The sequence below is a fragment of the Peribacillus sp. YIM B13481 genome (assembly GCF_042787985.1).
Taxonomy (GTDB): Bacteria; Bacillota; Bacilli; order Bacillales; family DSM-1321; genus Peribacillus; species Peribacillus simplex_A.
In genome coordinates this window covers 19,446-45,970 of the sequence record NZ_JBHZPE010000029.1, presented here as the reverse complement: position 1 = coordinate 45,970, position 26,525 = coordinate 19,446, and the positions used below count along the sequence as shown (strand labels likewise).

Below are 26,525 nucleotides of genomic sequence, written 5' to 3'. Positions count from 1 at the left end.
GTACACATCTTTCCGTCAACATTACTACAGTCCAATTATCCTCATAAGTCTTACAATTCTGCATCAAGTATTCACCATTTTGTAGAACCAGGCTTTAACTGAGGACCTTTATCAGTTGGACCGAAATGAGGATTTTATGGGTCCTCATGTAAGTCTTGACCGATTCCGTGACCGACATACTCTCGAAATAGAGAAGCAATTAGTCTCGACATAGGTTTGAATAGCATGGGAGATGTTTGAAAGGCGCACGCCTGACATAGCTTCTTTCAACCCTCTATATCACGACTCTTTAGGAATCCCAATAGAGTCACTGCATTTCTTCATCAATTTTGCCGACCGGATATGTCCATGAAGATCACTTAGAAAGTAATCGCCCAATTCAGGGAATACCAAGTACAAGAACCTGATTAATAAATGTGCGAATGCTCTCGCGAAATTCATTATACCCTTTGTATTAAAGGAATGCACCAAGTTTAACTAGTAAGTTGTAAAAATGGTTTGAATTTCATAAATCAATACGAATGATTAATTTTGCAAAGCACCAACTAACACATCAATATCTTCAAATACCTTATTAATATCTTGCTGTCCGTTAATGTTGACCAAGTATCCTTTTTCTCCGTAGAAATCAAGAAGTGGTTTGGTTTGTTTCAAATTCACATCTAAGCGATTTTGAACCGTTTCTTCATTATCATCAGCACGTTGATATAATTCTCCGCCGCAGCGGTCGCATACATCATCTTTAGCGGGAGGATTGAATACAAGATGATATGTCGCACCACATGATTTGCAAATACGACGTCCTGTCAATCTTTCCATTAAGATGCTTTTATCAACATCGATATTAATGACAAAATTCATTTTTCGATCTAAATCAGTAAGAATGCTTTCAAGTGCTTCTGCCTGTGCCACAGTACGTGGAAAACCATCAAGCAAAAATCCTTTTAGGCAGTCTTCCTTGCTTAATCTTTCACGTACAATGCCTATGGTAACTTCATCTGGTACCAATTCGCCTTTGTCCATGAATGATTTTGCCTTTAGACCTAATTCTGTTCCATCTTTGATAGCTGTTCGGAACATATCTCCAGTAGAAATATGAGGGATATTATATTTTTCTACGATTTGTTCAGCTTGAGTGCCCTTACCAGCACCAGGCAGACCCATTAACACTAGATTCAATTTTCTTCCCCCTCAAACTCTATAATGGGTAAAGGGAACAAGGCGTTCCCAAAACTCATTACTTTATAAAGCCTTTATAGTGTCTCTTCACAAGTTGTGATTCAAGCTGCTTCATCGTATCAAGGGCAACCCCCACTACGATTAGCAAACTAGTACCACCAATCTGTGCAGATTGAGGTAAATCAGCAATCTTAATGAAGAATACCGGTAAAACGGCAATGATGGCTAAGAATATAGAGCCTACAAACGTCAAACGGTATAAAACACGTGTTAAATATTCTTGTGTACTCTTACCTGGACGAATCCCCGGCACATAGCCACCTTGCTTTTTCAAATTCTCAGCCATTTGTTCAGGGTTAACCTGAATGAATGCATAAAAATACGCAAAAGCAATGATAAGAGCGACATATATGATCATACCAATTGGATTGGTATAAGCAAGATTTTCTGTTATCCAACTAGTAACACTGTTCTTTCCAAAGAAAGATGCGATTGTAGTAGGAGTGATAAGAAATGCCATTGCAAAGATTACCGGAATAACCCCTGCAGCATTTACTTTCAATGGTAAATGTGTAGACTGGCCACCCATTTGTGTACGACCTACCGCAGCACGTTTGGCATACTGAATAGGAATTTTACGTAATGCCTGCTGAATGAAGATGACAGCAACCACGATTGCTAATACTGCTAATACAATGAGGATAATCGTTATAATTCGTAAGAATAATTGATCACCAGCATTTTGAAATTGTTGGGCGTATATTTGATTTGCCGTTGTTGGCAAACTAGCTACGATACCAGCAAAGATTATGATGGAAATCCCATTACCCACACCCTTAGCAGTGATCAGCTCCCCTAACCACAAAAGAAAAGCTGTTCCTGCCGTTAAGACAGTCGCAATAAGCAAGTATGTTGCAATTCCAGGATTTTCAATCAACTGGCCACCTGACATATTATTGAACCCATAAGACATGCCCAAAGCTTGGATAAATCCTAGGATAATAGTGAAGTAACGCGTGAATTGAGCTAATTTACGGCGCCCTGCTTCCCCTTGTTTAGACCATTCAGTGAACTTAGGTACAACATCCATCTGTAATAGTTGAACGATGATAGATGCCGTGATATATGGCATGATACCCATCGCTAATATGGAGAAGTTTTTTAGTGCTCCGCCGCCAAAGGTATTTAAAAGACCTATGACGCTCAGCTGGTCCTGTTCAGCGAGAAAACCGGCATTCACATGCGGTACAGGTATAAATGTACCGATGCGATAGACGATTAACATTAGAAGGGTAAAAATAATCTTATTCCTTATTTCACCCACGCGCATAAAATTGGAGATCGTGCGAAACATTAGATCACCTCTGTATTACCGCCAGCAGCTTCGATAGCTTCTTTAGCAGTAGACGAGAATTTGTGAGCTTTAACAGTAAGCTTTTTCTCAATGCTTCCTTTTGCAAGAATTTTGATTCCTGCTTTTTCTTTACTAACAACTCCAGTCTCAAGTAAAAGAGCTGGTGTTACTTCAGTACCGTCTTCGAAAAGATTTAACGTATCAAGATTCACGATAGCATAGTCTTTACGGTTGATGTTGGTAAATCCACGTTTAGGTAAACGTCTGAATAGAGGAGTTTGTCCCCCTTCAAATCCAAGACGCACACCGCCGCCGGAGCGAGCGTTTTGTCCTTTATGTCCTTTACCTGCTGTTTTACCGTTACCAGATCCAATACCGCGACCTTTACGTTTACGTTCTTTACGAGAACCTTCTGCAGCTTTTAACTCATGAAGTTTCATGTTGGCACCTCCTTGTTAAGTTAAAAATTATTTTATTGTTCTTTTACAGTAACAAGATGAGCAACTTTGGTAATCATACCGCGAATCGCAGGGTTATCTTCATGAATAACCGTTTGATGCATTTTGCGTAAACCCAAAGTGTTAACTGTAACACGTTGATCTTCAGGACGACCAATCAAGCTGCGAGTGAGGGTAATTTCTAATTTATTAGCCATAATTCGATTTCCCTCCTTATCCTAACAGTTCTTGTACTGATTTTCCACGTAACTTAGCTACGTCTTCAGCACGTTTCAATTGCTTCAATCCTTCAATTGTTGCGCGAACCATATTAATAGGTGTATTAGTACCTAGTGATTTAGACAAGATATCGCTAACTCCGCCTAATTCTAGTACCGCACGAACAGGACCACCAGCAATTACTCCTGTACCTTCAGAAGCTGGTTTCAATAGAATGTGACCTGCGCCATAGCGACCGTTCACAAGGTGAGGAATTGTAGTTCCAACCATTGGTACAGTAATTAGATTTTTCTTAGCGTCCTCAATAGCTTTACGGATAGCATCCGGAACTTCTTGAGCTTTACCAGTACCAAATCCAACATGACCATTTTTATCACCAACAACAACTAGTGCAGTGAAACGGAAACGACGTCCGCCTTTAACAACTTTAGCTACACGATTTACTGTAACTACGCGTTCTTCAAGTTCTAATTTATTAGGATCAATGCTACGCATCTGTTATGTCCCTCCTTATCCATTAAAATTCTAAGCCGTTTTCACGAGCAGCGTCAGCCAATGCTTTAACACGACCATGGAAGAGGTAACCACCGCGGTCAAATACCACAGCTTTGAAACCTTTTTCAACAGCACGTTTCGCAATAAGTTCGCCAACTTTTTGAGCTGCTTCAGCATTGCTACTAGCTTCGATACTGATCTCTTTATCAAGAGTTGAAGCACTTGCTAATGTTACGCCTTGTGCATCGTCAATTAATTGTGCGTAAATGTGTTTGTTTGAACGAAACACATTTAAACGAGGACGAGCTTCTGTTCCAGAAAGCTTAGCACGTACACGCGCATGTCTTTTCTGACGAGTAGCATTTTTATCAAGCTTCGTAATCATTTACGTCACTCCTTTCGTTTACTTATGCGGCATTACTTACCAGTTTTACCTTCTTTACGACGAACGAATTCGCCTTCGTAACGGATCCCTTTACCTTTATACGGTTCAGGTGGGCGAACATCACGGATATTAGCTGCTAGAGCTCCTACACGTTCTTTGTTTGCACCTTTGATGATTACTTTTGTATTAGAAGGAACTTCGACTTCAACGCCAGCTTCTGGCTCTATTTCTACAGGGTGAGAATATCCTACGTTAAGGATAAGCTTAGTACCTTGCTTTTGTGCACGGTACCCAACCCCAATAAGTTCAAGTGATTTTACAAAACCTGTTGATACACCTTCAACCATGTTAGAGATAAGTGCGCGAGTAGTTCCGTGTAAAGAACGGTGAGCCTTCTCGTCAGACGGACGTGTAACAGTTAACACGTTCTCTTCAACAACGATTGTAAGGTCAGGACTGAATGATCTAGTTAATTCACCTTTAGGACCTTTAACAGTTACTTCACTTCCGTTAACAGTAACCGTTACGCCTGTAGGGATTTCAATAGGTTTTTTACCTATACGAGACATATTGTGCACCTCCATTCTTGTGAAAATGTATTACCAAACGTATGCTAAAACTTCTCCGCCAGCTTGTTTAGAGCGAGCTTCCTTGTCTGTTAAAACTCCGTGAGAAGTAGAAACAATTGCGATACCTAAACCGTTTAGAACGCGTGGTACCTCTCCAGTTTTTGCATATACACGCAAACCAGGTTTGCTGATACGTTTTAGACCAGTGATAACACGTTCGTTGTTTGCACCGTATTTTAAGAAGATACGGATGATACCTTGTTTGTTGTCTTCGATTAATTCAAAGTCACGTACGAAGCCTTCACGCTTTAAGATCTCAGCAATTTCCTTTTTGATCTTTGAAGCAGGAACTTCTAGTTTTTCGTGACGAACCATATTCGCATTACGGATGCGAGTAAGCATATCTGCAATAGGATCTGTCATGACCATTATATTTTACCTCCTTCCCAAACTCGGGTTTTACCAGCTAGCTTTTTTAACGCCAGGAATTTGTCCTTTATATGCAAGTTCGCGGAAACAAATACGACAAAGTTTAAATTTACGTAATACAGAATGTGGACGTCCGCAACGTTCGCAACGTGTATATTCTTGTACTTTAAACTTCTGTTCGCGTTTTTGCTTTACGATCATAGACTTTTTAGCCACGATTTCGCCTCCCTTTATTTAGAGATTACTTTTGGAACGGCATTCCAACTTGAGTAAGTAGTTCACGAGCTTCTTCGTCAGTGTTGGCAGTCGTTACGATAACGATATCCATACCACGAACTTTGCTCACTTTATCGTAATCAATCTCAGGGAAGATAAGTTGTTCTTTAACACCTAATGTATAGTTCCCACGTCCGTCAAAGGATTTCTTTGAAACGCCGCGGAAATCACGTACACGTGGTAAAGATACAGATACTAGCTTATCAAGGAATTGATACATACGTTCTCCACGTAATGTAACCTTCGCTCCGATAGGCATACCTTCACGCAAACGGAAGCCTGCGATTGATTTTTTAGCTTTTGTTATAACTGGTTTTTGACCAGTGATCAATGTAAGTTCTTCAACAGCTGTATCTAAAGCTTTTGAGTTAGATACTGCGTCACCCACACCCATGTTAATAACGATTTTCTCAATGTTTGGTACTTGCATTACTGATTGATAGTTGAATTTACCCATCAATGACGGTGTAATTTCACTTTTGAATTTTTCTTTAAGGCGGCTCATTGCTTAGTGTACCTCCCTTCATTTATGACTTATTTATCTAAAGATTCACCTGATATTTTAGCTACGCGTACTTTTTTACCATTTTCGATCTTATATCCAACACGAGTCGGTTTACCTGATTTAGGATCAAGTGGCATTACATTGGATACGTGAATAGCAGCTTCTCTGCTGATAATTCCACCTTGTGGATTAATTTGAGATGGCTTGGAATGCTTTTTCACGATGTTAATTCCTTCAACAAGCACACGATTTTGTTTCGGATATGCTTCAAGAATTGTTCCTTGTTTGCCTTTGTCCTTACCAGAGATGACTACGACTTTGTCACCTTTTTTAACATGCATTAGCTTGGCACCTCCTTGAAAGGCTTTATACAAATTTTACATATTATAGAACTTCTGGAGCTAGAGAAACGATCTTCATGAAACTATTGTCACGTAATTCACGAGCAACAGGTCCAAAAATACGAGTTCCACGTGGGCTCTTATCGTCACGGATAATTACACATGCGTTTTCATCAAAACGAATGTAAGAACCGTCAGGACGACGCATACCACGTTTTGTACGGACAACAACAGCCTTAACGACTTCACCTTTTTTAACAACGCCTCCTGGTGTTGCCTGTTTAACTGTACAAACGATGACATCACCAATGTTTGCAGTTTTACGGCCAGAACCACCTAGGACTTTAATTGTTAGCACTTCACGAGCACCTGAATTGTCAGCGACTTTTAAACGAGATTCTTGTTGAATCATGTACGGTACCTCCCTTCGGAATTAGCTTAATCCGAACTATATTAAATGATTACTGCTTTTTCTACTACTTCTACAAGACGGAAGCGCTTTGTAGCTGAAAGTGGACGAGTTTCCATGATACGTACTACGTCGCCTGCTTTAGCTTCGTTTAGCTCGTCATGAGCTTTTAACTTTTTAGAGTATTTCACGCGTTTACCGTATAAAGAATGCTTTTTATAGGTTTCTACAACAACTGTTACTGTTTTATCCATTTTATCGGATACTACGCGGCCAGTGTAGATTTTGCGTTGGTTGCGTTCGCTCATTCTGCAAACCTCCATTCATTATCGATTAGTGACACCGATCTCTCTTTGACGAACAACTGTTTTCATACGAGCAATCGATTTGCGAACTTCACGGATGCGAGCTGTATTTTCAAGTTGTCCAGTAGCTAACTGGAAACGAAGATTAAATAGTTCTTCTTTAAGAGATTTTAGTTTTTGTTCAATTTCAGCAGTGGTTAGATCTTTGATTTCATTAGCTTTCATTTGTTTCACCACCAATTTCCTCTCTTTTTACAAACTTGCATTTGATTGGAAGTTTGTGTGCTGCAAGGCGCAATGCTTCTCTTGCCACCTCTTCAGATACACCAGAGATTTCAAACAATACTTTGCCCGGTTTAACTACTGCTACCCAACCTTCAGGAGCACCTTTACCGGAACCCATCCGTACTTCAAGCGGCTTAGCTGTGTAAGGTTTGCTTGGGAAAATTTTGATCCAAACTTTTCCTCCACGTTTCATATAACGAGTCATCGCAATACGAGCTGCTTCGATTTGGCGGTTAGTGATCCAGGAAGCTTCTTGAGCTTGAAGTCCAAATTCTCCAAAATGAACTTCAGTGCCGCCCTTAGCCATCCCTCTCATCTTACCGCGGTGTTCACGACGGTATTTTACGCGTTTTGGCAATAACATATTATTTTCCTCCTTCCTCAGATTTCTTCTTAGTAGGAAGAACTTCTCCACGGTAGATCCAAACTTTCACGCCTAGCTTACCGTAAGTAGTATCTGCTTCAGCATGAGCATAATCTATGTCAGCACGAAGTGTGTGAAGTGGAACTGTTCCTTCGCTGTAATGTTCAGCACGAGCAATATCAGCACCGCCAAGACGACCAGAAACTTGAGTTTTGATTCCTTGTGCGCCAGAACGCATAGTACGTTGGATAGCTTGCTTTTGAGCACGACGGAATGAAACACGGTTTTCTAATTGACGAGCGATGTTTTCAGCAACCAATTTTGCGTCAAGATCTGCTCTTTTAATTTCAATGATATTGATATGAACTCTTTTGCCAGTTAACTGGTTCAAAGCTTTACGAAGTGCTTCAACTTCAGTACCGCCCTTACCGATAACCATTCCTGGTTTAGCAGTGTGAACAGATACATTGATACGGTTAGCTGCACGTTCGATTTCAACTTTGGATACAGAAGCATCATTTAAACGTTTCGCGATATACTCACGAACTTTAATGTCTTCATGCAAAAGAACTGCGTAGTCTTTATCAGCGTACCATTTGGATTCCCAATCACGGATGATCCCGATACGCAAACCGACTGGATTTACCTTTTGACCCACAGATTACCCCTCCTTCTTTTCTGATACAACGATTGTAATATGACTAGTACGTTTGTTTATTGCACTCGCACGACCTTGAGCGCGAGGACGGAAACGTTTTAATGTTGGTCCTTCGTTAACGTATGCCTCTGAAACGACTAGGTTATTAATATCCATTTCGTAGTTGTGTTCTGCATTTGCGATAGCAGATTTCAGAATTTTTTCTACGACTGGAGAAGCAGATTTTGGTGTTAAGCGAAGAATCGCTACTGCTTCACCTACTTGTTTTCCTCGAATTAAATCTGCGACTAAACGCACTTTACGAGGAGCTATACGAACTGTTTTAGCGACAGCTTTAGCTTGCATGAGATGCCCTCCTCTCATTAACGTCTTGTTTTCTTGTCATCACTTGCGTGACCTTTATAAGTGCGTGTAGGCGCGAATTCGCCTAGTTTGTGACCTACCATATCTTCTGTTACATAAACCGGCACATGCTTACGACCGTCATAAACGGCGATTGTGTGTCCGATGAATTGCGGGAAGATTGTTGAGCGACGAGACCAAGTTTTTACTACCTGTTTCTTGTCAGCTTCATTTAATTTTTCAACTTTTACCAATAAATGATCATCAACAAAAGGCCCTTTTTTTAAGCTACGACCCATGCGAGTACCTCCCTTCGTGACTGTTCTACGGTTCTATATATGAACCGTAGGTCAATCCCGTTATTTTTTACGACGACGTACGATAAATTTATCGGATTTATTTTTCTTCTTACGAGTTTTGAATCCAAGAGTAGGTTTACCCCATGGAGACATTGGTGATTTACGTCCGATTGGCGATTTACCTTCACCACCACCGTGTGGGTGATCATTCGGGTTCATTACTGATCCACGAACTGTTGGGCGTTTACCTAACCAACGGTTACGTCCAGCTTTACCAATGTTGATAAGTTCATGTTGTTCATTACCAACTTGACCGATAGTAGCACGGCAAGTTGCAAGAATCATACGAACCTCACCTGAGTTTAAACGTACAAGTACATAACGACCTTCTTTACCAAGGACTTGAGCAGATGTTCCTGCTGAACGGACTAATTGTCCACCTTTTCCTGGTTTAAGTTCGATGTTATGAATTACTGTACCAACTGGGATGTTAATAAGAGGAAGAGCGTTACCCACTTTAATGTCAGCTTCTGGACCTGACATAATTTCCAAACCTACTTCTAGGTTTTTGGGAGCTAGGATATAACGTTTTTCTCCATCAACGTAATTAATTAATGCAATGTTTGCAGAACGATTTGGATCGTACTCAATAGTAGCAACGCGTCCTGGTATACCATCTTTATTCCGTTTGAAATCGATGATACGGTATTGACGCTTGTGGCCGCCACCTTGATGACGAACTGTTAACTTACCTTGGTTATTACGGCCGCCTTTGCTGTGTAAAGGAGCAAGTAATGATTTTTCCGGTTTGTCTGTAGTGATCTCAGCAAAATCCGAAGTTGTCATATTACGTCGACCGTTAGAGGTAGGTTTATACTTCTTAATCGCCATTTGTATTTCCCTCCTTCTCTAATGAATTAAGCTTCGAATAGCTCGATTTCTTTGCTGTCAGCAGTTAATTTAACAATTGCTTTACGGCGCTTGTTAGTATAGCCTGCATGTTTGCCCATACGTTTAAATTTACCTTTGTAGTTCATGATGTTTACTTTCTCAACTTTAACGCCGAAAATTTCTTGAACAGCATCTTTAACTTGAGTTTTGTTAGCTCTAACATCAACTTCAAAAGTATATTTCTTTTCAGCCATTACGTCTGAAGAGCGTTCAGTGATTACGGGGCGCTTAATGATATCGCGTGCATCCATTATGCAAGCACCTCCTCTACTTTTTCGACAGCTGATTTAGTCAAGATCAATTTGTTGTGTGAAACAACATCAAGAACGTTAAGACCAACAGCTTCAACTACAGTAACACCAGGGATGTTACGTGCAGAAAGAGCAACTTTCTCATCTAAACCGTCAGTAACAACTAACGTTTTAGTATCAACAGAAAGATTTTTAAGTACCGCTACAAACTCTTTTGTTTTTGGAGCTTCGAAAGACAAGCTTTCAAGTACCAAAATGTTCTCTTCCAATGCCTTTGCAGACAATGCAGATTTAATAGCTAAACGACGTACCTTTTTAGGTAGCTTGTAAGCGTAAGATCTTGGAGTAGGTCCAAAAACAACGCCACCGCCACGCCATTGTGGAGAACGGATAGAACCTTGACGCGCACGTCCAGTTCCTTTTTGTTTCCAAGGTTTACGTCCACCGCCTGCAACTTCAGAACGGTTTTTAACTTTATGAGTTCCTTGACGTAAGGAAGCTCGTTGCATGATGATTGCTTCAAATAATACATGATTATTAGGTTCGATACCAAAGATGGATTCATTTAGTTCGATGTCGCCAACTTGTGAACCTGTTTGGTTGAACAATGTAACTTTTGGCATTCTATTGCTCCTCCTTTCTCAGAAATTACTTTGCTTTAACAGCAGTTTTAACTTTGATCAATGCTTTTCTAGCACCAGGTACATTACCTTTGATCAATAGTAGGTTGCGTTCAACATCAACTTTAACGATAGCTAAGTTTTGAACAGTAATTTGTTCTCCACCCATACGTCCTGGTAATAGTTTACCTTTGAATACGCGGTTTGGAGCTACAGGACCCATTGAACCTGGGCGACGGTGGTAACGAGAACCATGAGACATAGGTCCGCGAGATTGTCCATGACGCTTGATAGAGCCTTGGAAACCTTTACCTTTTGAAATTCCTGATACATCTACTAAATCGCCTTCAGCGAAAATACTAACATTGACTTCTTGACCGATCTCATATTCAGTAAGATCCGTTCCGCGGAATTCGCGAATGAAGCGCTTAGGAGTAGTATTTGCTTTTTCAACATGGCCCTTTTCAGGTTTGTTAGAAAGCTTTTCGCGTTTGTTTTCAAAACCAACTTGAACTGCTTCATAGCCATCAGTTTCAACAGTTTTCTTTTGAAGAACCACGTTATTAGCAGCTTCGATAACTGTTACCGGAATAAGTTCACCGTTTTCAGCAAAAACTTGAGTCATACCGATTTTTCTTCCTAAGATTCCTTTGGTCATAAGTCACACCTCCTAGAGTAATTGTTCATATTTATATGAATTATAATTTGATTTCAATGTCAACGCCTGATGGTAAATCTAAACGCATCAATGAATCAACTGTTTGTGGAGTTGGATTAACGATGTCGATTAGACGTTTATGCGTACGCATTTCGAATTGTTCACGAGAATCTTTGTATTTATGAACCGCACGTAGGATCGTATATACCGATCTTTCAGTAGGTAATGGAATTGGACCAGATACAGCCGCACCAGAACGTTTTGCAGTTTCAACAATTTTCTCAGCAGATTGATCAAGAATTCTGTGATCATATGCTTTTAAACGGATACGAATTTTTTGTTTTGCCATAATTTTCCCTCCTTTTCGCCTATTTTAAAATAGACCTTCTCAATGGAAATTTCCCACACACTCGCCATGGCAAAGCGGCCGGGTGTGTCAGCAACCTTCCATATCATCGCAGTCAAAGACCAACATTGTCTATTATACATAATGCACAAGTAAAATGCAAGTTAAACTTAAACTTTTCTTGTGCAACACACTTTTATTATTATACATACTATCACAAGTATTTACAAGTAGATTCTACATGGTCTTTCATATCCATTTTCTTCAATTCGAAATCGGGTATGAAACTTAATAAATTCACTAATTTTTTTATCGATATTTATAGAAGAAAAAAATGAAAAACCTTTAGAAAATAGAAAAGAAGCAGATGGCGTCCCATCTGCTTCTCCCGGAAGGCGTCCCTTCCAATATTGTTTTATGAATCAATTACTCTGTGATTGTAGCAACTACGCCAGCGCCTACAGTACGTCCACCCTCACGGATAGAGAATTTAGTACCTTCTTCGATAGCGATTGGAGCGATAAGTTCTACAGTCATTTCGATGTTGTCTCCAGGCATAACCATTTCTACGCCTTCAGGAAGGTTACAAATACCAGTTACGTCAGTTGTACGGAAGTAGAACTGAGGACGGTAGTTTGTGAAGAATGGAGTGTGACGTCCACCTTCTTCTTTAGAAAGAACATAAACTTCAGCTTTGAACTTTGTGTGTGGAGTGATTGTACCTGGTTTAGCAAGTACTTGTCCACGTTGGATATCTTCACGGGATACACCACGAAGAAGTGCACCGATGTTGTCACCAGCTTCAGCATAGTCAAGAAGTTTACGGAACATTTCAACACCTGTTACAGTTGTTGGTTTAGACTCTTCGTTGAAACCGATGATGTCAACAACGTCACCGACTTTAACTTGTCCACGCTCAACACGACCAGTAGCAACTGTACCACGACCAGTGATAGAGAATACATCCTCAACTGGCATCATGAAAGGTTTTTCAGTGTCACGAGTTGGTTCTGGGATATACTCATCAACAGCTGTCATTAATTCATGAATTTTTTCTTCCCATTCAGCTTCTCCTTGAAGAGCTTTTAGTGCAGATCCTTTGATAACTGGAATGTCATCGCCAGGGAATTCGTATTCAGATAGTAGATCACGGATTTCCATTTCTACTAATTCAAGAAGTTCTTCGTCATCAACCATGTCGCATTTGTTCATGAATACTACAAGGAATGGTACACCTACTTGACGAGAAAGAAGGATGTGCTCACGAGTTTGTGGCATTGGGCCATCAGCAGCAGATACTACTAGGATTCCGCCATCCATTTGTGCAGCACCAGTGATCATGTTTTTAACATAGTCAGCATGTCCTGGGCAGTCAACGTGTGCGTAGTGACGAGTAGCTGTTTCGTACTCAACGTGTGCAGTAGAGATTGTGATACCACGTTCTCTTTCTTCTGGAGCACCATCGATTTGGTCATAAGCGCGAGCTTCTGCTCCACCAGTTTTAGCAAGTACAGTTGTGATTGCAGCAGTTAGAGTTGTTTTACCATGGTCAACGTGACCAATTGTTCCAACGTTAACGTGCGGTTTTGAACGATCAAATTTAGCTTTTCCCATTAGGAATTCCTCCTTAAAATTATAAATAAAAGATTAAGTATATAGGGCTGTGAAAGAAGACTAATTCTTCCATCACAGCTTACATAAGATAGTTATACTTTAATAAGAGATGAAAATCAATTATTCACCTTTATTTTTTTTGATGATTTCTTCAGAAATGCTCTTAGGTACTTCTTCATAATGATCGAAGTGCATAGAGAATGTTCCGCGTCCTTGTGTGTTAGAACGTAGAGACGTAGCATATCCGAACATTTCAGATAGTGGAACCATCGCTTTAACCATTTGCGTGTTACCGCGAGCTTCCATACCTTCTACACGACCACGGCGGGATGTGATATCTCCCATGATGTCGCCTAGATAATCTTCAGGAATAACTACTTCTACTTTCATGATTGGCTCAAGGATAACCGGCTTACATTTAGAAGCAGCATTTTTAAGTGCCATTGATGCAGCAATTTTAAATGCCATTTCGTTGGAGTCAACGTCATGGTAAGAACCGTCAAATAATTTTGCTTTGATGTCGACTAGCGGGTAACCAGCAAGTACACCACGGTCAAGTGAATCAACTAATCCAGCTTGTACAGCAGGGATATATTCACGTGGTACTACACCACCGACGATAGCATTTTCAAATTCGAATCCTTTACCTTCTTCGTTTGGACCAAATTCGATCCATACGTGTCCGAATTGTCCACGACCACCTGATTGGCGAACGAATTTACCTTCAACCTTAGCTGAACCACGGAAAGTTTCACGGTATGCTACTTGAGGAGCACCAACGTTTGCTTCCACTTTAAATTCACGACGCATACGGTCAACAAGGATGTCCAAGTGAAGTTCACCCATACCAGCGATAATCGTTTGACCAGTTTCTTGGTCAGTATGCGCACGGAATGTTGGATCTTCATCTTGTAGCTTTTGTAAAGCTTGACCCATTTTGTCTTGGTCTGCTTTGGATTTTGGTTCAACTGAAAGTGAAATAACTGGCTCTGGGAATACCATAGACTCAAGAATAACTTGGTTCTTGTCGTCACATAGAGTATCACCAGTTGTAGTATCTTTCAATCCTACAGCTGCAGCAATATCTCCTGCGTATACAGTTGATATTTCTTCACGGCTGTTTGCGTGCATTTGAAGGATACGTCCAATACGTTCACGTTTACCTTTAGTTGAGTTGATTACATAAGAACCTGATTCTAATGTACCTGAGTACACACGGAAGAATGTAAGTTTACCAACGTAAGGATCCGTCATTACTTTAAACGCTAAAGCTGAGAACGGTTCAGAATCATCTGAGTGGCGTTCTACTTCGTCTTCTGTATCAGGAAGAGTACCTTTAATAGCTGGTACATCTAACGGAGATGGAAGGAAGTCGATAACGTTATCAAGCATTAATTGAACACCTTTGTTTTTGAAAGCTGATCCACAGATAACTGGGAAGAATTCAACGTTAACGGTTGCTGTACGAATAGCTGCTTTTAATTCAGCAATGCTGATTTCTTCGCCGCCAAGGTATTTTTCCATTAAGTCTTCATTAACTTCTGCTACTGCTTCAATTAACTTTTCACGGTATTCTTCAGCTAATTCCCGATGTTCTTCAGGAATTTCACCAACAGTGATATCAGTTCCTAGATCATTGGCATAGAAATGAGCTTTCATTTCAATAAGGTCAATGATTGCAGAGAATTGATCTTCAGCACCGATTGGTAACTGAACTGGATGAGCATTAGCTTGTAGACGATCGTGGATTGTTCCAACTGAGTAAAGGAAATCCGCACCGATTTTGTCCATTTTATTTACGAATACGACACGCGGTACACCATAAGTTGTAGCTTGGCGCCAAACAGTTTCAGTTTGAGGCTCAACACCTGATTGGGCATCAAGTACAGCTACAGCTCCATCAAGTACACGCAATGAACGTTCAACTTCAACTGTGAAGTCTACGTGTCCTGGTGTATCGATGATGTTTACACGGTGACCTTTCCACTGTGCAGTTGTTGCAGCGGATGTGATCGTGATTCCGCGTTCTTGTTCCTGTTCCATCCAGTCCATTTGTGAAGCACCTTCGTGTGTTTCACCAATTTTATGGATTTTACCAGTATAGTATAGAACACGTTCTGTTGTTGTCGTTTTACCAGCATCGATGTGAGCCATGATACCGATATTACGAGTGTTTGCTAAGGAGAACTCTCTTGCCATTTGTCTTTCTCCTTCCTTCTATAAGGATTTTATAGTGTTTGATCTTACCAGCGATAATGAGCGAATGCTTTGTTAGCTTCAGCCATTTTGTGTGTATCTTCACGTTTCTTAACTGCTGCTCCAGTATTGTTAGCAGCATCCATGATTTCATAAGCTAGACGCTCTTCCATCGTTTTTTCCCCACGAAGGCGAGAATAGTTTACTAACCAACGAAGTCCTAGAGTCGATTTACGGTCTGGACGCACCTCAACTGGTACTTGGTAGTTAGCTCCACCCACACGGCGTGCTTTTACTTCTAATACAGGCATGATGTTTTTAAGTGCTTGATCGAAAACTTCGATCGGCTCATTGCCAGTACGTTCTTTGATTAAATCAAATGCAGAGTAAAGAATTTTTTGTGATTTACCTCTTTGTCCATCAACCATTAATTTGTTGATTAAGCGAGTCACAAGTTTTGAATTATAAATCGGATCTGGTAATACATCTCTTTTCGTTACAGGTCCTTTACGAGGCATTATATTTCCTCCTTTCAAGAAAGTTTAATTTTTGTTTGAGATTATTTTTTTGCTGCTTTCGGACGCTTAGTACCGTATTTAGAACGGCCTTGCATACGATTGTTAACTCCAGCAGTATCAAGAGCACCACGTACGATATGATAACGTACCCCTGGTAAATCTTTTACACGACCGCCACGGATAAGAACCACGCTGTGTTCTTGTAGGTTGTGACCGATACCTGGGATATAAGCTGTTACCTCGATACCGTTTGTTAAACGTACACGCGCATATTTACGTAACGCGGAGTTTGGTTTTTTCGGTGTCATAGTACCCACACGAGTGCAAACACCACGTTTTTGCGGAGATGATACGTTAGTTTGTGCTTTTTTAAAGCTGTTGTAGCCTTTGTTAAGTGCTGGAGATTTTGATTTAACCTCTTTAGACTCGCGTCCTTTACGCACTAATTGATTAATAGTAGGCATTACATTTTTCCTCCCTTCACGTTTTCATTTCTAGTACCACACATCCAGGTGGTTCATAAATGGGTAAAAACAAAGTCTTTGCAAATATAATTGCAAAAACATTTTTACTTTTTAATGGCAACAGTTGCTGCTCCGACATCAATACCACATGCTTTGCCAAGCATTCTCATCGAATCAACATATGTGATAGGAACATCCAATTCTTTAGCGGTCTCAACGACACGCCCAGTCAAGTATATATCTGCATCATCAGCGATGATAACTTCTTGAATTAAATTGTTTTTAAGAGCTCTAACTGCTTGTTTCGTCCCTATAATCACTGACTTTGCCTGTATTACTTTTTCATAAGACATGGTCCATATCCTCCAAAGTTACAGGGTAACATAGGAGCACCTTTGCTATAGTATCATTAATAGTCGGATACTGTCAACTTCTTTCAAAAAATAATTCTAGCAAAAGGTTTTCCTTACATAATTCCATTACTATTTTCACTATGTCTAAAGGGAAAATATTGGTCCTCATACGGCTTCAGTCAGCCATGAGTAATAAGAGAGACCAGCTCAATAAATTCTGAGCCTTCAGCTCCAAGAATCCAGGAGTTCGTTTTCAGTTTTACTTATTGAGCTGGTCCTTTTTCTTTTAATCCACTGTTACTGTATCGGCACTTTCATCACTTACAACGACCGGGTTTGCTTTTCTGTATCGAAGCATTCCTGTTCCTGCAGGGACTAGTTTACCGATGATGACATTCTCTTTAAGTCCTAGCAATTCATCACGTTTTCCTTTTATTGCTGCATCAGTCAAGACTCTAGTTGTTTCTTGGAATGAAGCGGCGGACAAGAAGGAATCCGTTTCTAGTGATGCTTTTGTGATACCTAGTAGTACAGGGCGTCCTGTAGCTGGTAATTTGTTAGTCAGCAATGCATCAGTGTTTGCTGTAGTAAACTGGTTAACATCCAATAATGTTCCTGGAAGCACTTCAGTTTCACCTGCATCAAGTACACGGACTTTACGCATCATTTGTCTAACCATTACCTCGATGTGTTTATCACCGATTTCAACCCCTTGCATCCGGTATACTTTTTGAACTTCATGAAGCAGGTATTCCTGCACAGTAAGTACATCTGTAACCTTCAGCAACTCTTTCGGATCGATAGAACCCTCTGTCAGCTCTTCACCGCGACGGACAGGAGTATCAACAGTTACTCTTAAGCGCGCTGTGTACGGTGCAGTATATGTGCGTGATTCAACTGCTCCTTGAACAACGATTTCCTGTTGTTTATCCCGAATTTCGTTAATCGAAACGACCGTTCCTTCGATTTCGGAAATGACAGCTTGACCTTTAGGGTTTCTCGCTTCAAATATTTCTTGGATACGAGGAAGACCTTGAGTGATATCGTCTCCAGCAACCCCACCAGTATGGAATGTACGCATCGTTAACTGTGTACCAGGTTCACCGATTGATTGAGCGGCAATAATACCGACTGCTTCGCCCACTTCAACTTCTTGACCCGTAGCCAGGTTGCGTCCATAACATTTTTTACATACACCATGGCTGGTGTTACATGTAAAGGCAGAACGGATCCATGCTGTTTCAATTCCAAGTGATTCAATATAGTTCGCAAGATCTTCAGTAATAAGGTCGTTTTCAGCCACGATTACTTCATTTGTTTCCGGATGTCTGATCGCTTTTCTTGCATAACGGCCAATTAGGCGCTCTTCAAGATGCTCAATTATTTCAGTACCCTCTCTCAAGGCTGAAATTTTCAAGCCGCGGTCCGTTCCACAATCGTCATCACGGATGATGACATCTTGGGCAACGTCAACAAGTCGACGAGTAAGGTAACCGGAATCGGCTGTTTTAAGTGCTGTATCGGCAAGACCTTTACGCGCACCATGTGTGGAGATGAAATACTCCAACACTGTTAAACCTTCACGGAAACTTGATTTGATCGGTAATTCAATGATACGTCCAGCCGGGTTGGCCATCAAACCACGCATACCAGCAAGCTGCGTAAAGTTAGAAGCATTACCACGGGCACCGGAGTCACTCATCATGAAGATCGGGTTGCGTCGGTCCAGTGAGTCCATAAGTTTGGACTGGATGGTATCCTTGGCAGCACTCCAAATTGAGATAACACGATCATAACGCTCATCTTCTGTGATTAGACCACGTCTGAATTGTTTTAAGACGTTATCCACTTTTGTTTGAGCCTCAGAGATGATTTCTTGTTTTTCTTTTAAAACGACAATATCAGCCACACCAACGGTAATACCAGCTTTTGTCGAATATTTGAATCCAAGATCTTTCATCCGGTCAAGCATTTTGGATGTCTCGGTAATTTTAAACCGTTTAAAGACCTCCGCAATGATGTTTCCAAGAATTTTTTTCTTGAATGGATCAATAGCAGGTTGAGCCTTAATCAATTCAGGGATATTAGCGCCCTTTTCCACAAAATATTTCTCTGGAGTTTTCGTTTCCAGATTGTATCGTGTTGGTTCGTTAATATACGGGAATGATTTTGGTAAAATTTCATTGAAGATCAATTTACCGACAGTGGTAATTAGAAGTTGGCTGTTTTGCTCTTCAGTGAATGTTTCATTATTTAGTGAAGATGCATGTACGGCACAACGGGAATGCAAGTGTACATATCCGTTTTGGTATGCGAGTAATGCTTCACTTGTATCTTTAAAGATCATACCCTCACCGATAGCGCCTTCTCTTTCCAAAGTTAAGTAATAGTTACCTAATACCATATCTTGAGAAGGTGTTACGACAGGTTTACCATCTTTAGGGTTCAAAATGTTCTGTGCTGCAAGCATAAGCATACGTGCTTCAGCTTGGGCTTCAGAAGATAAAGGAACGTGTACCGCCATTTGGTCACCGTCAAAGTCAGCGTTGTAAGCTGTACACACGAGCGGATGCAAACGAATTGCGCGACCTTCGACCAACGTTGGTTCAAAAGCTTGGATACCAAGTCTATGAAGAGTCGGTGCACGGTTCAATAGTACTGGATGTTCTCTAATTACTTCTTCTAGCACATCCCAAATTTCAGGAGATAAACGTTCAATTTTACGTTTAGCAGATTTGATGTTATGCGCTAAACCTCTTTGAACAAGCTCCTTCATAACGAATGGTTTGAATAATTCAATCGCCATTTCTTTCGGAAGACCGCATTGGTACATCTTTAAGTTTGGTCCGACTACGATAACGGAACGACCAGAATAATCAACACGTTTACCAAGAAGGTTTTGACGGAAACGACCTTGTTTACCTTTTAACATGTGAGATAAAGATTTTAACGGACGGTTACCAGGTCCAGTTACCGGACGGCCGCGACGGCCATTATCGATAAGAGCATCGACGGCTTCTTGCAGCATACACTTCTCGTTTTGAACGATAATGCTTGGCGCTCCAAGGTCAAGTAATCTTTTCAACCGATTATTACGGTTGATAACACGGCGATATAAATCATTTAAATCAGATGTGGCAAAACGTCCACCATCAAGTTGAACCATAGGACGAAGTTCCGGTGGAATGACCGGAAGCACGTCGAGGATCATCCATGATGGCTCATTTCCGGAGTTACGGAATGCTTCAAGAACTTCCAAGCGTTTGATTGCACGGGTTCTGCGTTGTCCTTGAGCTGTTTTAAGCTCCTCTTTCAACGACTCTACTTCCTTTTCCGTATCAATATCTTGTAAAAGTTTTTTAATAGCTTCCGCACCCATGGCAGCTTGGAACTTCTTACCGTATTTTTCACGGTATGTACGATATTCCTTTTCAGAAAGAAGCTGTTTCTTTTCTAAAGTTGTATCGCCTGTTTCAGTTACTACGTAAGATGCAAAGTAAATAACTTCTTCCAATGCCCGTGGAGACATGTCAAGAACAAGTCCCATACGGCTAGGGATTCCTTTAAAATACCATATGTGTGAAACCGGAGCTGCCAGCTCAATATGACCCATACGCTCACGACGTACCTTAGCACGAGTGACTTCAACGCCACAACGGTCACAGACTACACCTTTATAACGAACACGTTTATATTTTCCACAATGACATTCCCAGTCCTTTTGAGGACCAAAAATTCTCTCACAGAATAAACCGTCTTTTTCTGGCTTTAACGTACGATAGTTGATTGTTTCTGGTTTTTTAACTTCTCCATGGGACCAAGAACGAATCTTGTCTGGTGAAGCAAGACCAATTTTCATATACTCAAAATTATTAACGTCTAACAAGGGGCCTACCTCCCTTTTAATCTCCAGGTTTAACCCTTGATTGCCGTCAAGTATCAGGCAATCATACACCGGATGATGGTTGATTGAATCAATAAGGCTCTAACAAGGCAGCATGATCTTCAAAGAAACATCTTGCTGCCAGTCAGAGCGGGTAATATATAACTAGATATGTTTATATTTGATTTTATTCTTTGACAGGTGCCCCTACTTCGGAAGCAACCATATCTTTAGTTTCTGAATCAAGGCTTAACTTGTCTGCTTGGTTGGCTTCTTCTTCATCTTCCAAATCTCGCATTTCGATTTCACGATCTTCGGCATTAAGAATTTTAACATCCAATCCTAAACTTTGAAGCTCCTTAATCAATACTTTAAAGGACTCAGGAACACCTGGTTCAGGGACATTTTCACCTTTGACAATCGCTTCGTACGTTTTAACACGACCAACGACATCATCTGATTTAACGGTTAAGATTTCTTGTAATGTATAAGCAGCACCATAAGCTTCAAGTGCCCATACTTCCATCTCACCAAAACGCTGTCCACCAAATTGCGCTTTACCACCAAGTGGTTGCTGCGTAACAAGGGAGTAAGGCCCAGTTGAACGTGCATGAAGTTTATCGTCGACCATATGTGCCAGTTTGATCATATACATGACACCAACGGATACACGGTTATCGAATGCTTCACCTGAACGGCCATCATAAAGGACAGTTTTTGCATCACGGGACATCCCGGCTTCTTCAATCGTACCCCAAACATCTTCCTCAGTAGCACCATCAAATACAGGAGATGCTACATGAATGCCAAGTGCGCGTGCAGCCATACCTAAGTGAAGCTCCAACACCTGACCGATGTTCATACGTGAAGGTACACCCAATGGGTTTAACATGATGTCGACTGGAGTGCCATCTGGTAAATAAGGCATATCTTCCTCAGGAAGGATCCTGGAGATTCCCCCTTTATTACCATGTCGTCCAGCCATTTTATCGCCTTCATGGATTTTACGTTTTTGTACAATATATACACGTGCAAGTTGGTTTACACCAGGAGGAAGTTCATCGCCATCTTCTCTGTTAAATACTTTAACATCAAGAACGATTCCACCGCCGCCGCGAGGTACACGAAGTGATGTATCTCTTACTTCACGTGCTTTTTCACCGAAGATTGCATGTAATAAACGTTCCTCAGCAGTCAATTCCGTTACACCTTTAGGCGTGACTTTACCAACTAGAAGGTCTCCGTCTTTTACTTCTGCACCAACACGGATAATTCCGCGCTCATCAAGATTACGAAGCGCATCTTCCCCTACATTAGGGATATCACGGGTGATTTCTTCAGGCCCTAATTTTGTATCGCGTGATTCAGATTCATATTCTTCAATATGAATAGAAGTGTACACATCATCTTTAACCAATCGTTCGCTCATGATGATGGCATCTTCATAGTTATATCCATCCCATGTCATGAAGGCAACCAATACGTTACGTCCAAGTGCTAACTCACCTTTTTCCATTGAAGGACCATCAGCAAGAATCTCACCTTTTACAACGTTGTCGCCAACACTTACGATAGGGCGTTGATTATAGCACGTTCCTTGGTTAGAACGAATGAATTTTAATAGACGGTATTTATCAAGATTTCCTTTTACTTGCTGTCCGTCAACTTCACTTACCCTACGTACCCATACTTCACGTGATTCAACGTGCTCTACGATACCAGGGTGTTTACAGATGACAGCAGCACCGGAGTCTTTCGCTGAAACATATTCCATACCCGTTCCGACTCGAGGGGCTTCCGGTTGCAGCAAAGGCACTGCTTGACGTTGCATGTTCGCTCCCATAAGGGCACGGTTGGAGTCATCATTTTCCAAGAAAGGAATACATGCTGTCGCAGCAGATACAACCTGTTTAGGAGATACATCCATGTAATCTACGCGGTCACGCGGAACAACGGTATTTTCACCGCGGAAACGTGCAACAACGTCATTATCAAGGAATGACCCGTCATCTGATAGACGCACATTCGCTTGGGCAACTACATAATTATCTTCCTCATCAGCTGTTAAGTAATCGATTTGGCTTGTAATTTTGCCTGTTTCGGGATCCACACGGCGATATGGTGTTTCAATAAAGCCATATGGGTTAACCTTAGCAAAACTGGATAATGAGTTAATCAAACCAATATTTGGTCCCTCAGGCGTTTCAATCGGACACATGCGGCCATAGTGGGAATAATGAACGTCACGTACTTCAAAGCCCGCACGCTCACGTGTCAAACCACCAGGTCCCAATGCAGATAGACGACGTTTATGCGTCAATTCAGCCAACGGGTTCGTTTGATCCATGAATTGGGAAAGCTGTGAGCTTCCAAAGAACTCTTTAATTGATGCAATTACTGGGCGAATGTTAATTAGTTGCTGCGGAGTAATTGTATTCGTATCCTGAATAGACATTCTTTCACGAACGACACGCTCCATACGGGATAAACCAATTCTAAATTGGTTTTGCAGCAATTCACCAACGGAACGCAGACGACGGTTACCTAAATGGTCAATGTCATCCGTGATTCCCACACCATGCAATAAGTTAAAGAAATAACTAATGGAAGAAATGATATCAGCTGGAGTAATGTTTTTGACCTGGTCGGTCACATAGGCATTACCGATGATATTGATTACTTTTTCGCCTTCAGCATCATTTGGTGCAAACACTTTAATAGGTTGAAGAAGAGTTTCTTCTTCTACTACACCACCTGATGGATGGAATGTTTTGAATCCGATTCCAGCTTCGATATGAGGCAGGATCCTATCTAGAGTCCGACGATCAAGCATTGTACCTTTTTCCACGATGATTTCTCCTGTTTCAGGATCAATCAAGGTCTCTGCAATACGCTGTCCGAATAAACGGTTCTTAATATGCAGTTTTTTGTTTATTTTATAACGACCTACATTTGCTAAATCATAACGTTTTGGATCAAAAAAGCGGGATACTAAAAGACTTTTCGCGTTATCGACAGTAGGTGGTTCACCTGGGCGTAGACGCTCATAGATTTCTAGCAATGCTTTTTCTACACTCTCGGTGTTATCCTTTTCAAGAGTGTTGCGAAGGTATTCGTTGTCTCCAATCAAATCAATGATTTCTTGATCTGTTCCGAATCCAAGGGCACGCATCAATACCGTGATAGGCAATTTCCTGGTGCGATCGATTCGAACATACACAACATCCTTGGCGTCTGTTTCATATTCAAGCCATGCACCACGGTTAGGAATAACGGTCGCAGAGAATCCAAGCTTACCGTTTTTATCCATTTTCCCATTGTAGTAAACACTCGGTGAGCGCACTAATTGGGATACAATTACCCGTTCAGCACCATTGATTACAAATGTACCTGTTTCAGTCATCAGCGGGAAGTCGCCCATAAATACATCCTGGTCTTTCACTTCCCCTGTTTCTTTGTTAACAAGGCGCACTTTCACTCGAAGCGGTGCAGAATACGTAACATCGCGTTCTTTTGTTTCTTCTACAGAATACTTCGGCTCAGCTAAGCTGTAATCGATGAATTCTAACGATAAATTACCTGTAAAATCCTCAATAGGAGAAATATCCTGGAACATTTCCTTTAAACCTACATCTAGAAACCATTGATAAGAAGCTGTTTGAATTTCAATCAGATTCGGAAGATCCAAAACCTCACTAATTCTTGCATAACTTCTACGTTGGCGGTGTCGTCCATACTGAACAAGTTGACCTGTCAACTGATTCACCCCTTAAATCAAGCGTTATAAGGATCCAATTGCCTCGGAAAAGGAATCATTTCCATAGACAAAAAGAAAATGGTTTTTATTTTAAAAACCACTATTTCTCATAAAACGAACTATTATTTATATATTTTTCCCATATTATCCATTGGTTATACACCAATGGTATAAAAATTGCATAGTTACGGAATTATATATATGCATTTTATAATACTAACATAGCGAAAATTTAGAGTCAAACCTTTTTGGATAATAGTATATAGTAACCTTTTTTCTTAACGGGCACTTCAATATTTCCAAATAATTGCTCCATTTTATCCATAGCGGATGGAGCTCCTTGTTTTTTTTGAATGACAACCCATAATTCTCCACCAGCCACCAAACTGCGATAGCCTTCTTCTAAAATTTCGTGGACTACACTTTTGCCTGCGCGAATGGGAGGGTTCGTAAGAATTGCCGCGAATTGATTGGAGCCAACTTTGTCAAAACGATCACTTGCGTAAATCTTTACATTTGCAATCCCATTAGAAGCGGCATTCTCTTTTGACAATTCAACTGCCCGGCTATTTATATCAATCATTTCTATCGTTCTATCGGGATAAGCTGCCGCAATCGATATTCCGATTGGTCCATAACCGCAACCAACATCAAGAATATCTCCTTCCACAGCTTCATCTAGGTTAAAACTTTCAACCAAAAGACGCGATCCGAAATCAACTTCTTTTTTCGAAAAAACACCATTATCACTTTTGAAGCGAAAGGTACGTCCCTTTAATGTAAAATCCCAAAATTTCGGATTGCTTACGACATCCGGTTTATGTGAGTAGTAATGCTCTGTCAGAGTCATCTCCCCCTATCAGAAAGGAATATTGAAGATTTATTGAGAAGAGATTTGAAGAATGGATGCTTGCATGCCGGGATGTTTGACCAAACCCTTTTAATCAAACCATTAACGGCAAATTTCCGTCATTTTCTTTAAAATGAAGAAAAAAGCCCGCCAGTGATAGCGAGCTTTTTGTTTATGCAAGATTACTTAACTTCAACGCCAGCTCCAACTTCTTCAAGTTTAGCTTTAACTTCTTCAGCTTCTTCTTTAGAAGCGCCTTCTTTGATTGCTTTTGGAGTGTTGTCAACAAGTTCTTTTGCTTCTTTAAGTCCAAGACCTGTTACTTCACGTACAGCTTTGATAACTTTGATTTTTTGGTCTCCAGCAGATGTAAGGATTACATCAAACTCAGTTTGCTCTTCAGCAGCAGCGCCACCAGCAGCAGCTACAGCTACAGGTGCAGCAGCAGTTACGCCAAATTCTTCTTCGATTGCTTTTACAAGGTCGTTTAATTCTAAAACAGTCATGTTTTTAACTGCTTCTAAGATTTGATCTTTAGTCATTGTTATTTCCTCCTCGAAATGGTTGGTTTTTTTTTGAATCAATAGGCTAAATAAGCGGTTAGCTTACGCGCCTTGTTCTTCTTTTTGATCTGCAACTGCTTTTGTAGCAAGAGCAAGTCCGCGCATAGGTGCTTGTAGCACGCTGAGTAGCATTGAAAGTAGGCCTTCGCGTGAAGGTAGTTCTGCAAGAGCTTTAATTTCTTCTGCAGTTGCAACATTTCCTTCGATAACTCCAGCTTTGATTTCTAACGCTTCATGTTTTTTCGCAAAATCGTTAAGGATTTTTGCTGGCGCAATAACATCTTCATTTGAGAATGCAATTGCGTTTGGTCCTGTTAATGATTCGTTCAAAGTGCTAAGTTCAGCACTTTCAGCAGCACGACGAGTTAAAGAGTTTTTGTAAACCTTAAACTCAACGCCAGCTTCACGAAGTTGCTTACGAAGTTCTGTTAATTCAGCAACAGTCAATCCACGGTAGTCAACAACTACTGTTGATTGGCTTGCAGTTAATTTATCAGTAATCTCAGCAACGATTTTTTGCTTTTGTTCAATAATTGCGTTCATCCTTACACCTCCTGTAGATTTGCTTGAAAACATTTATACCGTTTCAAAGAAAAAGCCTTCATCTCTATTGCAGACATGAAGGCAGT

33 protein-coding genes, 1 pseudogene and 1 other annotated feature (1 of these 35 only partly in view) are annotated in these 26,525 nt (G+C 40.7%); all 34 genes and pseudogenes read right to left on the bottom strand.

Translation table 11 applies throughout. The features are described from left to right. Nucleotides 1–2: 2 nt before the first annotated feature. Nucleotides 3–355 (bottom strand): annotated as a pseudogene (locus ACFX4X_RS16425) (M24 family metallopeptidase); the annotation flags it as partial. 170 nt (nucleotides 356–525) lie between these two features. Then, complete coding sequence (locus ACFX4X_RS16420) at nucleotides 526–1,179, bottom strand: adenylate kinase (protein WP_377384796.1); 654 nt, start codon at nucleotides 1,177–1,179, stop codon at nucleotides 526–528. A gap of 58 nt (nucleotides 1,180–1,237) precedes the next feature. Further along, nucleotides 1,238–2,533 carry a preprotein translocase subunit SecY gene (secY, locus tag ACFX4X_RS16415; RefSeq protein WP_061440391.1) on the bottom strand — a complete coding sequence of 432 codons (1,296 nt, stop codon included), beginning with the start codon at nucleotides 2,531–2,533 and terminating at the stop codon, nucleotides 1,238–1,240. Beyond that, nucleotides 2,533–2,973, bottom strand: coding sequence for a 50S ribosomal protein L15 (gene rplO / locus ACFX4X_RS16410; protein ID WP_034304982.1), 441 nt, complete (start codon nucleotides 2,971–2,973; stop codon nucleotides 2,533–2,535). The genes secY and rplO overlap by 1 nt, the downstream gene beginning before the upstream one ends. A 32-nt stretch (nucleotides 2,974–3,005) precedes the next feature. Continuing rightward, on the bottom strand, nucleotides 3,006–3,188 hold the full coding sequence (gene rpmD / locus ACFX4X_RS16405; protein ID WP_057915223.1) for a 50S ribosomal protein L30: 183 nt from the start codon (nucleotides 3,186–3,188) through the stop codon (nucleotides 3,006–3,008). Between the two features lie 16 nt (nucleotides 3,189–3,204). Then, nucleotides 3,205–3,705 carry a 30S ribosomal protein S5 gene (gene rpsE / locus ACFX4X_RS16400; protein ID WP_034304987.1) on the bottom strand — a complete coding sequence of 167 codons (501 nt, stop codon included), beginning with the start codon at nucleotides 3,703–3,705 and terminating at the stop codon, nucleotides 3,205–3,207. A 22-nt stretch (nucleotides 3,706–3,727) separates the two neighbouring features. Then, nucleotides 3,728–4,090, bottom strand: coding sequence for a 50S ribosomal protein L18 (rplR, locus tag ACFX4X_RS16395; RefSeq protein WP_061440390.1), 363 nt, complete (start codon nucleotides 4,088–4,090; stop codon nucleotides 3,728–3,730). A gap of 32 nt (nucleotides 4,091–4,122) precedes the next feature. After that, nucleotides 4,123–4,659 carry a 50S ribosomal protein L6 gene (rplF, locus tag ACFX4X_RS16390; RefSeq protein ID WP_061440389.1) on the bottom strand — a complete coding sequence of 179 codons (537 nt, stop codon included), beginning with the start codon at nucleotides 4,657–4,659 and terminating at the stop codon, nucleotides 4,123–4,125. A gap of 30 nt (nucleotides 4,660–4,689) precedes the next feature. Beyond that, nucleotides 4,690–5,088: a 30S ribosomal protein S8 gene (rpsH, locus tag ACFX4X_RS16385; protein WP_061440388.1), complete on the bottom strand. Its 399-nt coding sequence runs from the start codon at nucleotides 5,086–5,088 to the stop codon at nucleotides 4,690–4,692. 30 nt (nucleotides 5,089–5,118) lie between these two features. After that, nucleotides 5,119–5,304 carry a type Z 30S ribosomal protein S14 gene (locus tag ACFX4X_RS16380; RefSeq protein WP_034304998.1) on the bottom strand — a complete coding sequence of 62 codons (186 nt, stop codon included), beginning with the start codon at nucleotides 5,302–5,304 and terminating at the stop codon, nucleotides 5,119–5,121. A 25-nt stretch (nucleotides 5,305–5,329) separates the two neighbouring features. Next, the gene (rplE, locus tag ACFX4X_RS16375) at nucleotides 5,330–5,869 is read right to left on the bottom strand and encodes a 50S ribosomal protein L5 (RefSeq protein WP_048677889.1); all 540 of its coding nucleotides are present in this window, start codon (nucleotides 5,867–5,869) and stop codon (nucleotides 5,330–5,332) included. 29 nt (nucleotides 5,870–5,898) lie between these two features. Then, complete coding sequence (gene rplX / locus ACFX4X_RS16370) at nucleotides 5,899–6,210, bottom strand: 50S ribosomal protein L24 (RefSeq protein WP_061440387.1); 312 nt, start codon at nucleotides 6,208–6,210, stop codon at nucleotides 5,899–5,901. A gap of 43 nt (nucleotides 6,211–6,253) precedes the next feature. Then, complete coding sequence (rplN, locus tag ACFX4X_RS16365) at nucleotides 6,254–6,622, bottom strand: 50S ribosomal protein L14 (protein ID WP_061440386.1); 369 nt, start codon at nucleotides 6,620–6,622, stop codon at nucleotides 6,254–6,256. A gap of 41 nt (nucleotides 6,623–6,663) precedes the next feature. Then, nucleotides 6,664–6,927, bottom strand: a complete 264-nt coding sequence (rpsQ, locus tag ACFX4X_RS16360; RefSeq protein WP_034305007.1) for a 30S ribosomal protein S17 — start codon at nucleotides 6,925–6,927, stop codon at nucleotides 6,664–6,666. A gap of 18 nt (nucleotides 6,928–6,945) precedes the next feature. Then, nucleotides 6,946–7,149, bottom strand: a complete 204-nt coding sequence (rpmC, locus tag ACFX4X_RS16355) for a 50S ribosomal protein L29 (RefSeq protein WP_034305010.1) — start codon at nucleotides 7,147–7,149, stop codon at nucleotides 6,946–6,948. Further along, nucleotides 7,139–7,573: a 50S ribosomal protein L16 gene (rplP, locus tag ACFX4X_RS16350; RefSeq protein WP_053349061.1), complete on the bottom strand. Its 435-nt coding sequence runs from the start codon at nucleotides 7,571–7,573 to the stop codon at nucleotides 7,139–7,141. The genes rpmC and rplP overlap by 11 nt, the downstream gene beginning before the upstream one ends. A 1-nt stretch (nucleotide 7,574) precedes the next feature. Further along, nucleotides 7,575–8,231, bottom strand: a complete 657-nt coding sequence (gene rpsC / locus ACFX4X_RS16345) for a 30S ribosomal protein S3 (RefSeq protein ID WP_061440385.1) — start codon at nucleotides 8,229–8,231, stop codon at nucleotides 7,575–7,577. Between the two features lie 3 nt (nucleotides 8,232–8,234). Continuing rightward, entirely contained in the window at nucleotides 8,235–8,576 is a 342-nt protein-coding gene (rplV, locus tag ACFX4X_RS16340) for a 50S ribosomal protein L22 (protein WP_034305017.1), read from the bottom strand. 17 nt (nucleotides 8,577–8,593) lie between these two features. Further along, a complete protein-coding gene (gene rpsS, locus ACFX4X_RS16335; protein ID WP_034305018.1) occupies nucleotides 8,594–8,872 on the bottom strand; it encodes a 30S ribosomal protein S19 in 279 nt (92 codons plus the stop codon). 60 nt (nucleotides 8,873–8,932) lie between these two features. Continuing rightward, nucleotides 8,933–9,763, bottom strand: a complete 831-nt coding sequence (gene rplB, locus ACFX4X_RS16330) for a 50S ribosomal protein L2 (RefSeq protein WP_053349063.1) — start codon at nucleotides 9,761–9,763, stop codon at nucleotides 8,933–8,935. A 26-nt stretch (nucleotides 9,764–9,789) separates the two neighbouring features. Beyond that, entirely contained in the window at nucleotides 9,790–10,074 is a 285-nt protein-coding gene (gene rplW / locus ACFX4X_RS16325; RefSeq protein ID WP_057915217.1) for a 50S ribosomal protein L23, read from the bottom strand. Then, entirely contained in the window at nucleotides 10,074–10,697 is a 624-nt protein-coding gene (gene rplD, locus ACFX4X_RS16320) for a 50S ribosomal protein L4 (RefSeq protein WP_053349064.1), read from the bottom strand. The genes rplW and rplD overlap by 1 nt, the downstream gene beginning before the upstream one ends. A gap of 25 nt (nucleotides 10,698–10,722) precedes the next feature. Further along, complete coding sequence (gene rplC / locus ACFX4X_RS16315) at nucleotides 10,723–11,352, bottom strand: 50S ribosomal protein L3 (RefSeq protein WP_034305028.1); 630 nt, start codon at nucleotides 11,350–11,352, stop codon at nucleotides 10,723–10,725. Between the two features lie 40 nt (nucleotides 11,353–11,392). Further along, the gene (rpsJ, locus tag ACFX4X_RS16310) at nucleotides 11,393–11,701 is read right to left on the bottom strand and encodes a 30S ribosomal protein S10 (RefSeq protein WP_019244375.1); all 309 of its coding nucleotides are present in this window, start codon (nucleotides 11,699–11,701) and stop codon (nucleotides 11,393–11,395) included. Between the two features lie 423 nt (nucleotides 11,702–12,124). Then, the gene (gene tuf, locus ACFX4X_RS16305) at nucleotides 12,125–13,312 is read right to left on the bottom strand and encodes an elongation factor Tu (RefSeq protein WP_061440381.1); all 1,188 of its coding nucleotides are present in this window, start codon (nucleotides 13,310–13,312) and stop codon (nucleotides 12,125–12,127) included. Between the two features lie 120 nt (nucleotides 13,313–13,432). Then, nucleotides 13,433–15,511, bottom strand: coding sequence for an elongation factor G (gene fusA / locus ACFX4X_RS16300; RefSeq protein ID WP_061440380.1), 2,079 nt, complete (start codon nucleotides 15,509–15,511; stop codon nucleotides 13,433–13,435). A gap of 44 nt (nucleotides 15,512–15,555) precedes the next feature. After that, a complete protein-coding gene (rpsG, locus tag ACFX4X_RS16295) occupies nucleotides 15,556–16,026 on the bottom strand; it encodes a 30S ribosomal protein S7 (RefSeq protein ID WP_048677878.1) in 471 nt (156 codons plus the stop codon). A gap of 41 nt (nucleotides 16,027–16,067) precedes the next feature. Beyond that, a complete protein-coding gene (rpsL, locus tag ACFX4X_RS16290) occupies nucleotides 16,068–16,490 on the bottom strand; it encodes a 30S ribosomal protein S12 (protein ID WP_061440379.1) in 423 nt (140 codons plus the stop codon). A gap of 104 nt (nucleotides 16,491–16,594) precedes the next feature. Beyond that, nucleotides 16,595–16,843, bottom strand: a complete 249-nt coding sequence (locus ACFX4X_RS16285; protein WP_034305040.1) for a 50S ribosomal protein L7ae-like protein — start codon at nucleotides 16,841–16,843, stop codon at nucleotides 16,595–16,597. A 286-nt stretch (nucleotides 16,844–17,129) separates the two neighbouring features. Next, nucleotides 17,130–20,729 (bottom strand): DNA-directed RNA polymerase subunit beta', encoded by a 3,600-nt coding sequence (rpoC, locus tag ACFX4X_RS16280; RefSeq protein ID WP_377384791.1) that lies wholly within the window; start codon nucleotides 20,727–20,729, stop codon nucleotides 17,130–17,132. 184 nt (nucleotides 20,730–20,913) lie between these two features. Further along, nucleotides 20,914–24,483, bottom strand: coding sequence for a DNA-directed RNA polymerase subunit beta (rpoB, locus tag ACFX4X_RS16275; protein WP_377384789.1), 3,570 nt, complete (start codon nucleotides 24,481–24,483; stop codon nucleotides 20,914–20,916). Between the two features lie 238 nt (nucleotides 24,484–24,721). Further along, complete coding sequence (locus ACFX4X_RS16270) at nucleotides 24,722–25,327, bottom strand: class I SAM-dependent methyltransferase (protein ID WP_061465931.1); 606 nt, start codon at nucleotides 25,325–25,327, stop codon at nucleotides 24,722–24,724. Between the two features lie 188 nt (nucleotides 25,328–25,515). Further along, a complete protein-coding gene (rplL, locus tag ACFX4X_RS16265) occupies nucleotides 25,516–25,875 on the bottom strand; it encodes a 50S ribosomal protein L7/L12 (protein ID WP_053349071.1) in 360 nt (119 codons plus the stop codon). A 63-nt stretch (nucleotides 25,876–25,938) separates the two neighbouring features. Next, nucleotides 25,939–26,439 carry a 50S ribosomal protein L10 gene (rplJ, locus tag ACFX4X_RS16260; RefSeq protein ID WP_061440376.1) on the bottom strand — a complete coding sequence of 167 codons (501 nt, stop codon included), beginning with the start codon at nucleotides 26,437–26,439 and terminating at the stop codon, nucleotides 25,939–25,941. Nucleotides 26,440–26,478: 39 nt separating this feature from the next. Continuing rightward, nucleotides 26,479–26,525, bottom strand: a sequence feature (ribosomal protein L10 leader region) (it continues 104 nt past the right edge of the window).